This is a genomic window from Phenylobacterium sp. LjRoot225, assembly GCF_964252855.1.
GTDB lineage: Bacteria > Pseudomonadota > Alphaproteobacteria > Caulobacterales > Caulobacteraceae > Phenylobacterium.
The window spans coordinates 655,396-665,383 of record NZ_CAXUPL020000002.1 but is presented as its reverse complement, the minus strand read 5'-3'; the positions used below and the strand labels follow the sequence as shown (position 1 = coordinate 665,383).

Annotated in this window: 10 protein-coding genes and 2 tRNA genes; 7 read left to right on the top strand and 5 right to left on the bottom strand. The window is 69.0% G+C overall.

Annotated elements, in window-relative coordinates:
- Genes ACSQ2B_RS13395 through ACSQ2B_RS13375 form a run of 5 tightly spaced genes read left to right on the top strand, consistent with a single transcriptional unit; the run spans position 1 to position 4,949 of the window.
- The gene (locus ACSQ2B_RS13395) at positions 1-1,767 is read left to right on the top strand and encodes a carbamoyltransferase family protein (RefSeq protein ID WP_436050501.1); all 1,767 of its coding nucleotides are present in this window, start codon (positions 1-3) and stop codon (positions 1,765-1,767) included.
- Positions 1,764-1,976 carry a DUF5989 family protein gene (locus tag ACSQ2B_RS13390; RefSeq protein WP_436050499.1) on the top strand — a complete coding sequence of 71 codons (213 nt, stop codon included), beginning with the start codon at positions 1,764-1,766 and terminating at the stop codon, positions 1,974-1,976. Before ACSQ2B_RS13395 ends, ACSQ2B_RS13390 begins: the two co-directional genes overlap by 4 nt.
- Positions 1,976-3,016, top strand: coding sequence for a methyltransferase domain-containing protein (locus ACSQ2B_RS13385; RefSeq protein WP_436050498.1), 1,041 nt, complete (start codon positions 1,976-1,978; stop codon positions 3,014-3,016). Before ACSQ2B_RS13390 ends, ACSQ2B_RS13385 begins: the two co-directional genes overlap by 1 nt.
- Complete coding sequence (locus ACSQ2B_RS13380; protein WP_436050497.1) at positions 3,013-3,615, top strand: YceI family protein; 603 nt, start codon at positions 3,013-3,015, stop codon at positions 3,613-3,615. Before ACSQ2B_RS13385 ends, ACSQ2B_RS13380 begins: the two co-directional genes overlap by 4 nt.
- A gap of 8 nt (positions 3,616-3,623) precedes the next feature.
- Entirely contained in the window at positions 3,624-4,949 is a 1,326-nt protein-coding gene (locus ACSQ2B_RS13375) for a YceI family protein (protein ID WP_436050495.1), read from the top strand.
- A gap of 132 nt (positions 4,950-5,081) precedes the next feature.
- Here the strand turns inward: ACSQ2B_RS13375 and ACSQ2B_RS13370 are convergent.
- A tRNA-Pro gene (locus tag ACSQ2B_RS13370) sits at positions 5,082-5,158 on the bottom strand.
- Positions 5,159-5,308: 150 nt separating this feature from the next.
- Here ACSQ2B_RS13370 and ACSQ2B_RS13365 point away from each other — a divergent pair.
- Positions 5,309-5,382, top strand: a tRNA-Gln gene (locus ACSQ2B_RS13365).
- Positions 5,383-5,973: 591 nt separating this feature from the next.
- Here the strand turns inward: ACSQ2B_RS13365 and ACSQ2B_RS13360 are convergent.
- Positions 5,974-6,225, bottom strand: a complete 252-nt coding sequence (locus ACSQ2B_RS13360) for a hypothetical protein (protein WP_436050494.1) — start codon at positions 6,223-6,225, stop codon at positions 5,974-5,976.
- 130 nt (positions 6,226-6,355) lie between these two features.
- On the bottom strand, positions 6,356-6,766 hold the full coding sequence (gene mscL / locus ACSQ2B_RS13355; RefSeq protein WP_436050492.1) for a large-conductance mechanosensitive channel protein MscL: 411 nt from the start codon (positions 6,764-6,766) through the stop codon (positions 6,356-6,358).
- 361 nt (positions 6,767-7,127) lie between these two features.
- On the opposite strand from mscL, the gene ACSQ2B_RS13350 reads away from it, so the two are divergent.
- On the top strand, positions 7,128-7,358 hold the full coding sequence (locus ACSQ2B_RS13350) for a hypothetical protein (protein ID WP_436050491.1): 231 nt from the start codon (positions 7,128-7,130) through the stop codon (positions 7,356-7,358).
- A gap of 31 nt (positions 7,359-7,389) precedes the next feature.
- Here the strand turns inward: ACSQ2B_RS13350 and ACSQ2B_RS13345 are convergent, their stop codons facing one another.
- Entirely contained in the window at positions 7,390-8,409 is a 1,020-nt protein-coding gene (locus ACSQ2B_RS13345; RefSeq protein WP_436050489.1) for a 2-oxoadipate dioxygenase/decarboxylase family protein, read from the bottom strand.
- 19 nt (positions 8,410-8,428) lie between these two features.
- On the bottom strand, positions 8,429-9,964 hold the full coding sequence (gene amaB / locus ACSQ2B_RS13340; protein ID WP_436050487.1) for an L-piperidine-6-carboxylate dehydrogenase: 1,536 nt from the start codon (positions 9,962-9,964) through the stop codon (positions 8,429-8,431).
- Positions 9,965-9,988 lie beyond the last annotated feature (24 nt).

The window sequence follows — 9,988 nt, the reverse complement described above, 5'->3', positions numbered from 1 at the left end:
ATGAACATCCTCGGGATTTCGGCCTACTACCACGACTCCGCCGCCGCCCTGGTGGTGGACGGCCTGCCGGTCGCCTCGGTGCAGCAGGAGCGTCTCTCGCGGCGCAAGAACGATGCGGCCTTCCCGCTGGAGGCGATCGACTGGTGCCTGGAGCACGCGGGCCTCGAGCCGGACGACCTCGATGCGGTCGTCTTCTACGAGCGGCCGCTGCTGAAGTTCGAGCGCATCCTGACCACGGCGCTTCGCGTCTTTCCCCACGGGCGAAGAGCCTTCTCCCACGCCATGCGCAACATGCTCGGGGAGAAGGCCTGGGTGCGCGGGACGATCTGCGGCCAGCTGGCCGTCCCCGGCCGCACGGTGCTGTTCACCGAGCACCATCAGTCGCACGCCGCGGCGGCCTTTCTCACCGCGCCGACCGACGCGGCCGCCATTCTCACCGCCGACGGAGTCGGCGAGTGGGCGACGCTCAGCATCGGCCGCGGCGAGCGCCGGGGCGGGACTGCGCGGATGGAGCTGCTGCGGGAGATCCACTTCCCGCACTCGCTGGGGCTGCTCTATTCGACCTTCACGGCCTACCTGGGCTTCGCGGTCAACGAGGGCGAGTACAAGGTCATGGGCCTGGCCGCCTACGGCCGGCCGCGCTACGCGGACGAGGTCCGCCGGCTGATCCGGCGCACCGCCGACGGCGCCTTCGTCCTCGACCTCGCCTATTTCGACTTCCAGGCTCGTGTCGAGAGCGCCTATTCGCGCAAGTTCCTCGAACTCTTCGGTCCGGCCCGCACTGGCTACGAGCCGATCGATCTGGAGACCGACGAGGGGCGTCGCTTCGCCGACATCGCCGCCAGCGTGCAACTGGTGCTGGAGGAGGTGCTGGTCGACCTGACGACCTCGCTGCGCAAGGAGACGGGGCTGCCCGACCTCTGCCTGGGCGGCGGCGTCGCCCTGAACGGAGTCGCCAACGCCCGCATCCTGGCGGAATCCGGCTTCGAGCGGGTGATGCCGCCGTCGGCGCCGGGAGACGCCGGCTGCGCCATGGGCGCGGCGCTCTACGCCGACCGCCTGTATTTCGGCAATCCGGACCGGGAGGTTCCCGACCATCCGTTCTGGGGACCCTCGGTCGACGCCGACGAGCTCCTTCGTCTCGGCCGCGAGGACAGGTTGGAGACGGCGCTGCACGCCGAGCGCGACCTCATCGAACAGACCGCCGATGACCTGGCGAGCGGTCGCATCGTCGGCTGGATGGACGGGGCGCTGGAGCTTGGGCCCCGTGCGCTTGGCCATCGCAGCATCCTGGCCGCGCCGCACGACGCGGCGATGCGCGACCGGCTGAACAAGGACATCAAATACCGCGAGGAGTTCCGGCCGTTCGCCCCGGTCGTGCCGATCGAAGCCGCCGACCGCTATTTCGAACTGCCGCCCGGCGGCGCGCGGCTGGGACGCTACATGTCCGGCGTCTTCAAGGTGCGGCCCGAGCATCGCGACCGGTTGGCCGCGGTGACCCATGTGGACGGCACCGCCCGAGTGCAGACCCTCGAGCGGAGCATGGAGCCCAGGCTGTACGAGCTGCTCGCCGCCTATGGCCGCCGCAGCGGTCTGCCAGTGCTGCTCAACACCTCGTTCAACCTCGCGGGCGAGCCTATCGTGAACCGGGTCGCGGAGGGCTATTCGACCTTCCGCCGCTCAGGGATCGACGTCCTCGTCGCCGGCCGCGCGCGGATGCTGAAACCGGCCCTCTCCCACGTTGAACCTCAGGAGATGTTCGCATGATCCCGAAGCGCCGGCGCATGCATCGGCAGATGATCGTCCTGGGCAGCATTGCGGGCGCAGCCAACGAGCTGACGCAGGGGCTGTGGCGCGACCGCGGTCACAAGCGTTGGCTCATTCCGCTGGCCCTCTTCCTGTGCCTGACCGGCGCGCTGCTGGTCCTGGCGGTCACGGTCGAGGCGCTCGCTCCCTTCATCTATCCGATCTTCTGATGTCCATCGCATGGGACCTGCTGGCCTGCCCCGCCTGCCGCGGCGAGCTTGCGCCAGGCCCGGTCTGCCACGCCTGCGGGCGGACCTATGCCGAGGAGGCGGGGGTGATCCGGCTGCGGCTGCCGGCGGCGGCGCGGATCGAGGCCGTGCGCGCCTTCTATGAGCAGGCGCCGTTCCCGGGCTACCCGCCGAACAGCAGCCTGGCCTGGCTGCGTGCGCGCGGCGACCGCAGCTCCTTTGCGCGCCGGCTGGACCACGCCATCGCCGGCGACGCGCGCATCGTCGAGGTGGGCTGCGGCACGGGCCAGATGAGCCTCTATCTGGCCAAGGCCGACCGCATGGTCATCGGCGCGGATCTCACCATGGCCTCGCTTCGCCTGGGCGCGGCGGCGGCGCGGCGGTTCGGGCTGGAACAGGTGCGCTTCGTCGAGACCGACCTGCACCAGCCGGGTCTTCGCAAGGCCGCATTCGACGTGGTGGTCTGCTCCGGCGTCCTGCACCACACGCCCGATCCACGGCGCGCCTTCGGGCAGATCGTCGAACTGGCCCGTCCCGGCGGGATGGTGGTGGTGGGCCTCTACAACGCCGTGGCCCGCATTCCCCTGCGCCTGCGCCGCGCCGTCGCCCGGCTCAGCGGCTACCGCTGGATTCCGTTCGATCCGGTCCTGCGGGAACGCGGCGGCGAGCCCGAGCGCCGCCAGGCCTGGCTGCGCGACCAGTACATGCATCCCGAGGAGCACCGGCACACCCATGGCGAGGTGCTGAGATGGTTCGCCGAGCACGACGTGGACTATGTGCGCGCCTTCCCAAGCGCCCTGCTGGACGACCCGAGCGAGGACCTGTTCGAGCCCTGCGGCGACGCCTGGGCCCCCGAGGCCTGGCTGGCCCAGCTCGGCTGGATGGCGAGCCTCGGTCAGGAGGGGGGGCTCTTCGTGATGATCGGCCGTCGCGCGTCTGCGATCGACGCGCGGCCGCCCGCTCGTGGAAGCGACGTCCCAAGCCCTGCGCCCGCGCTCGTCGGTGAGGAGGAGTTGAGATGAAGACCAAGGCGATGCTGTTGGGCGTGGTCCTCTGCCTGACCCTGGCCCCGGCGGCGCCGGCCAACCCCGAGACGACGGATCCCGCCAAGACCCCGGCCGGTCAGTACGAACTCGACAAGCGGCACGCGAGCCTGATCGTCCGCGTCGGGCACATGGGCTTTTCGCACTACACCATGCGCTTCACCGGCCTGTCCGGCAGCTTCGTCTACGATCCCGCCAGCTGGCAGACCACCAAGGCGACGATCACCGTCGATCCGAAGTCGATCGACACGACGGAGAACAGCTTCGACAGGACGGTCGCGGGCTATTTCGAGCCCGACAAGTATCCGGTGATCCAGTTCGTCTCCACCGAGCTCAAGTCGACCGGCGACGGGCAGGGCGAGCTGACCGGGGATCTGACCCTGCACGGCGTGACCAAGCCGGTGACCCTTAAGGTGGTGTTCAACGGCGCCGGCCCGGGGCTGCTCGGCGCGGGCATTAGGATGGGCTTTTCCGGCGTCGGCCGGATCAAGCGCTCCGAGTTCAACGTGACGGGCGGGCGGCCCTGGGCCAGCGACGACGTCGATCTCATGTTCGAGGTGGAGTTCGTCAAGAAGTAGCCGCAGCGATGGACGCAACTCACCCCCGCGCTCAGACGGAAGGCGCCCGCTACGCGGCCGGGGCGATCCTCTTGCATTGGCTGATCGCGGCGCTGATCGTGCTGCAGGTGGTGCTGGCCACGCGCATGGAGGATGCGCGCACGCCCGCGACCTTCGCCCTCTTCCAGCTGCACAAGTCGGTCGGGATCACGGTGCTGCTGCTGTCGCTGGTCCGGCTGGCCTGGCGCCTGGTCCATCCGCCGCCGCCGCTGCCGGCGACCCTCGCGCCCTGGGAGCGGCGGCTCGCGCACTGGACCCACGTCGGCCTCTACGTCGTCATGTTGGGCATGCCGCTCACCGGCTGGATCATGGTCTCGACGAGCCGCATCGCTATTCCCACGCTCCTGTATGGCCAGGTCCCCTGGCCCATGATCCCTGGGTTGCCCGACCTGTCGGCGCCCGCAAAGGCGGTCTGGCACGAGGTCGGGGAGACGGGTCACAAGCTGATCATCCGGGGCGCCTTCGTCCTGGTCGCGCTGCACGTCGCCGGCGCGCTGAAGCACCAGCTCTTCAGGGGGGACGAGCCGGTGCTCGCACGGATGGCGCCGGGCGCCGTTCCGGGGAGATGGCTCGAGCCGCGCCTCCTCGCCATCGTGCTGGCCGTCGCCGCCGTCGTCGCTTTCGGCGCAACGGTGCGCCCGCCTGAGCCGCGGATGTCCGCCGCGACGCTGGCTCCGCCGGTCCAGGCGCCGGCGCCGCAGGCGAGCCGGGCGCCGATCCCCGCCGAGGCTCCCCGGGCTCCGGCCGAGAGGCCCCCTGCGCCCCCTGCGCCGCCGCCGCCGCAGGCCGCCGCGGCTCCGGTCCGGTGGACGGTCGTGCCGGGCTCACGGCTCGTGTTCGAAAGCGCCTGGGGCGGCGAGCCCGTGCGCGGGGTCTTCAAGCGATGGCGGGCCGACATCCTTTTCAGCCCCGAGGCGCTGGACCGCTCGAGGATCGTCGTGACGGTGGACATGACCTCGGCGGACACGGGGGATGGGCAACGCGACGCGGCCCTGCCGTCCGCCGACTGGTTCGACAGCGCGCGCCATCCGAAGGCGGTGTTCACCACCGATCGCATTCGAAAGAGAGGCGAGGGGAGCTTCGTCGCCGAGGGGACGCTCGACCTCAAGGGTATCGCCCGTCCGGTGAGCCTGCCCTTTGAGCTCAGCATCCAGGGCGAGCGGGCGGAAGCGCGCGGGATCGCTCGCGTGAACCGCACACGCTTCGGCGTCGGGCAGGGCGAATTCGCCGCCGCCGATCAGATTCCGGAGGAGGTTCGGGTGAGCATCGACGTCAAGGCGCGGACCGTCAGATGAGCGAGAGGTCCGGAAACGAGGGGCAAATCCGGCGGCCGGAGAGCCGCTCGCAGGGCCGGACCCGCGCCTGACGGACGGGAACTTGAAGGTGTTCGCGGGAGAGAGTTCACCCCGCGTCAGCAGGGGAAAGAATGGTCGGAGTGGCAGGATTCGAACCTGCGACCCCCGCGTCCCGAACGCGGTGCTCTACCAGACTGAGCCACACTCCGACTTGAGAGCGCGCCTTATAGGGAAGGATTTTCACGCCCGCAAGCAGACCATTTTCGATGTCGCAACTTGGTCGAGGGGCGTTGCATCCTGAGGGCCGCTGCGCTATCTCGACCGCCTCGCGAGGGGCGACCCCCCTGCGCCGTTCCTGCTGGGGAATGGTGTAATGGTAACACTGCGGTTTTTGGTACCGTCATTCTAGGTTCGAGTCCTAGTTCCCCAGCCACTTCCCCCGTTAGCCAGTGCGAAGATCGGCGGCGCTGGGAAGGCTCAACTCCGGTGTGCTGAAGCGCGACGTGGGCCCGTCGGCGCGTCGAGATCTCCGGTGACTCGCTGGAAAATCTCAACGGCCCCGACCTGAGACTTTCCAGATTGCCGAGATGACGCTTCTCCAGCCGGGCTGAGGTGCTTGCTTCGCTTCAGCCGATGGACCAGGGGATGCGAGCGGAGTCAGCCAAGCGGGACGCGGCTTGAGCGCAGGCGGGTTGGCCAGAAACCTGACGGCGCTCGGTTTGAAAGCTCCCGCCGGGCGACGGAGGTTTCGGCTGAGCGCCAGGTCTTCCCGCACGAAGACGCTTTGTCCATTTACGATGAGCGGGCGGCCCCTGACGCTCGGATCGGCGAAGAATAGTCTGCCCCGAAGCACGCTGAAGGGACTGCCGCATATTGGGCAGCTGTCGGCCCAGCCTTCGCTGCCGAACAGCCGCGGCGCGCCCGCCTGGTTGAGGGTGGTCCAGTTTGCCATTGGCCGAGCTTTCCGGCGGACCTCGCCGACAAAGACGGTGCTCTCGTCGATGAGATCCTCGATTTCGGAAAGTCAGGCCTGGCTCAGGACGTGGACGCCGTAGTCACAGGTCCAGTTGAGCTCGATATCTGCAGTTGGCGCCTTGGCCACATCGACGTCTATGCGGCCAAGCCGGTGATCGATGTGAAGCCCGCCGTTTGGCGACTTGCACACCCAGGCGGGCAACGGCGTCGGCTCCCCATTGAAAACGGTGGACGGATAGGCGGCGGGGTCCAGCGGCACGCAGCGCCCGGTACGTGCGGCGTACCAGAGCCAACGATCCAATCTCTCCTGAACCCGCGCCACTCAGCAGGTTCCCTCATTTGCGGGGCGGCGGAACCTTGGGTGGCGGCTTTGCAATCCTCAGCTCCTTCTCCAAAGCCGGCCGAGAACTAAGTGACGGGCGAGGATGGCGCTACTTGCCGCTCCGAAGCGCGTCCCGAATGTCCTCCAGGAGAACTTCGGTTCGCGTGGGCTCGGGCGGGGCGGCGGACGCCTCGACCCCCTTGCGCCGCAGATTGTTGATCAACTTGACGATCAGGAAGATCACGAAGGCGATAATGGCGAACTGGATGAGGGTGTTGAGAAACGCCCCGTAGTGGATGGCGACCTCGGCCTGTTTGGCGGCCGGGTCGGCGGCTTTCAGCACGACCCGCAACTGCGAGAAGTCGATCCCGCCGGTGGCGAGGCCGATCGGCGGCATAATGACCTGATCGACCAGACTCGTGACGATCTTGCCGAAGGCGCCGCCGATGATCACGCCGACCGCCAAGTCAACGACGTTGCCCCTGGCGATGAACTCTTTGAACTCGCTGGCGAACGACATGATTTTTCTCTCCCGGACCGGATGGATCAAGTCCTGTTAAGACCTGAACCGCCGGCCAGTATTGGGAACATTGCGATGGAAATCCATCGCTCGCGAGCCGGGCGTCATCGAACCCAGGTCGCCGTCGTCGAGCCGCTCGCGACGGCGAGCGACGGAACCGCATGAAGCTTAAAAATTGTCGCTGGCGTCGAAACTGGCCGTGCCGGTCGCCGGTTTTGACGGATCTGCCTGCGACTCATTGAACCATCCGACTTCTCGCGCGTAGGTAGAGAGCTTTTGTGAACCCCAATTTGGGCCGCCGCAGGATTGCGGAACTCTCCTATCGGTTGTGTGGTTTGATTAGTACGAGTTAGGAGTCAAAGTGGCCGAAATCCTTGATAAATTCGAGGTCCATACGGCATCGGACCTTGCTCACTCCGTCCATCGGAAGTTGAAGGGCGGCATCGTGGCGGATGCGCCGCCGGAGGCGGATCGCGTCCTCGAATCGGTTCGGCCGCTGCCTGGTTGGGCGCGGGTGGCCGTGGTCGTGGGCCTGTCGATGGCGCTCTGGGGGGGCATCATCGGCGGTGTCTGGTGGCTGATCGCACGGTGATCCGTCGCCCTAGGCTGAATGTCGATTCAGCCTAGGCGGTCGCGGTCATCTTGAAGATGCCCTGGGCGTTGGCGCTGTCGAAGCGCAGATCGAGCCCGCCGGTCGGAAGCGGTTCGCGGGTGATGAACTCGTAGAACGACCCCGGCACCAGCCGGCGCACGGCGCCGGCGAGGTCGTGGAAGACGCGCTCCACGGGATCGGCCTTGAAGGCGGTCTGGCGGACGCCGCCGCTGGCGGAGCGCTCGACCTCGGCCTTGATCGGACGTCCCAGACGGCGCTGGGCTTCGGCCAGGGCTTCGACATTGTCGACGCGGTCGGTGGCGTGGTTGAAGGCCGAGCCCTCCGTTGCAATCCAAGCCGCCTCGGGAGATTCGGCGAGCAGGGCCTCGTAGGCGAGCAGGCTGGGGGCTTCGTGCCAGCGGCCGAAGGCGGCCACCAGTTTCGGAAGGGCCCGCCGGGCGAGGTCGAAGTCGCAGACGCCTTCGCGTTCAAAGGCGTCGAGGGCGGCCGTCGCGGTCGCGTCGAGCGGATCGCGGGTGGAGCCGAAGACGTGCGCCGCCACCTTCTGGAAGGCCGGGGAGAAGCGCTCGACGTGCAGCTCGCTGACGAAGAACTGGGAGAGTTCCTCCGGCAGGTCGCGGTGGCGAAAGGCGCGACCGGTCATCTTCAGGCGTTCGAGGGGGTACAGGCCGGCGACCTCATAGCCGAGCGGCTCCAGGATGCGGGCGAAGGCCAGATAGCCGGGCGGCAGGGCGCCGGTCGGGCCGGACGGCAGGGCGATCGTCCGCAGCGCGCCATGGTCCAGCAGGATCCGGCCGCCCGCCGCCCGCACGTCGCTGACATAGGCCGCCCCGGTTGGAACCCGCGCCAGCAGGTCCTGGAAGAGGGCGGCGTTGAGCGCCATGGCGAAGACGGCGCGCGAGACATAGGGGCCGCCGTTGGTGGCCAGGGCGGCGGGGACGACCAGGGTCGCAAGCGCCTCGCGCGCGGCGTCGTCGCCCAGGGCTGCGGCGACCAGGCTCTGCAGGTGGCCGGGGATGTCTTCGGGCATGGCGCGGGCCTCGTTCGGATCAGAAGTCGAAGCTGACGCCCTGCGCGAGCGGCAGGGTACGGCCATAGTTCAGGGTGTTGGTGGCGCGGCGCATATAGGCCTTCCAGCTGTCGGAGCCGGCCTCGCGGCCGCCGCCGGTCTCTTTTTCGCCGCCGAAAGCGCCGCCGATCTCCGCGCCCGAAGGGCCGATGTTGACGTTGGCGATGCCGCAGTCGGAGCCGCGCGAGGAGATGAAGAGCTCAGCCTCGCGCATGTCGTTGGTGAAGATCGAGGACGAGAGGCCCTGGGGCGCGTCGTTCTGCCAGGCGATGGCCTCCTCCAGGTCGCGGTAGCGCATGACGTAGAGGATGGGGGCGAAGGTCTCGCGCTGAACCACCGCTGTCTGCGCGGCCATCTCGACCAGGGCCGGACGGACATAGAAGGCGTCTGGGAAGGCCTCGAGAGCGCTCTCGACGCGCTCGCCGCCGGTGATCTGGCCGCCGCCTGCGCCGGCTTCGGTCAGGGCGGCCTGCATGCGCTCGAAGGCGTCGCGATCGATCAGCGGGCCGACCAGGGTCGAGGCGTGGCCCGGATCGCCGACCCTCACCGAGGCGTAGGCGGCCTTCAGGCGCGGGACGAAGGCGTCGTACTGGCTGTCGTGCACGAAGAGGCGGCGAAGGGTCGTGCAGCGCTGGCCCGCGGTGCCCATGGCGGCGAAGGTGACGCCGCGCAGCGCGAGGTCGAGGTCAGCGGAGGGGGCGATGATGGCGGCGTTGTTGCCGCCGAGCTCCAGCAGGGCGCGCGCGAACCGTTGGGCGAGGCGCGGGCCGACGACGCGGCCCATGGCGGTGGAGCCGGTGGCGGAGACGAGCGGGACCTTCGGATGGTCCACCAGGGCCTCGCCCGCCTCGCGCCCGCCGATCACGACGGACGAGAGCCCCGCAGGCGCGTCGCCGAACCTGGCGCAGGCGCGGTCGAACAGGGCCTGGACGGCCAGCGCGGTGAGCGGGGTCTTCTCCGACGGCTTCCAGACGCAGGCGTCGCCGCAGACGACGGCCAGGGCGGCGTTCCAGGACCAGACGGCGACCGGGAAGTTGAAGGCCGAGATGATCCCGACCACGCCCAGCGGATGCCAGGTCTCCATCATCCGGTGGTCCGGCCGCTCGGTGGCGATCGTCAGGCCGAACAGCTGGCGGGAGAGGCCGACGGCGTAGTCGCAGATGTCGATCATCTCCTGCACTTCGCCGAGCGCCTCGGAGGTGATCTTGCCGGCCTCGAGGGTGACGAGGGCGGCGAGGTCGGTCTTGGCGGCGCGCAGCTCCTCGCCGAACAGGCGGACCAGCTCGCCGCGGCGCGGGGCGGGGACGTTGCGCCAGACGAGGAAGGCCTGGTGGGCGCGCTCGATGGCGGCCTGGACGTCCGCGGGGGAGGCGTCATGCACCGCCCCGATCGGCTCGCCGGTGACCGGGGAGCGGACGGAGCGCGCGCCTCCAACATGGAGCTCGGCCGGCACGCCCAGCGCGGCGAGCAGGTCGGCCGCGGAGCGTAGGTCGCGGGGGGACTCGAAGGCGTTCATCTGGTTCTCGACGGATCGCGGCGG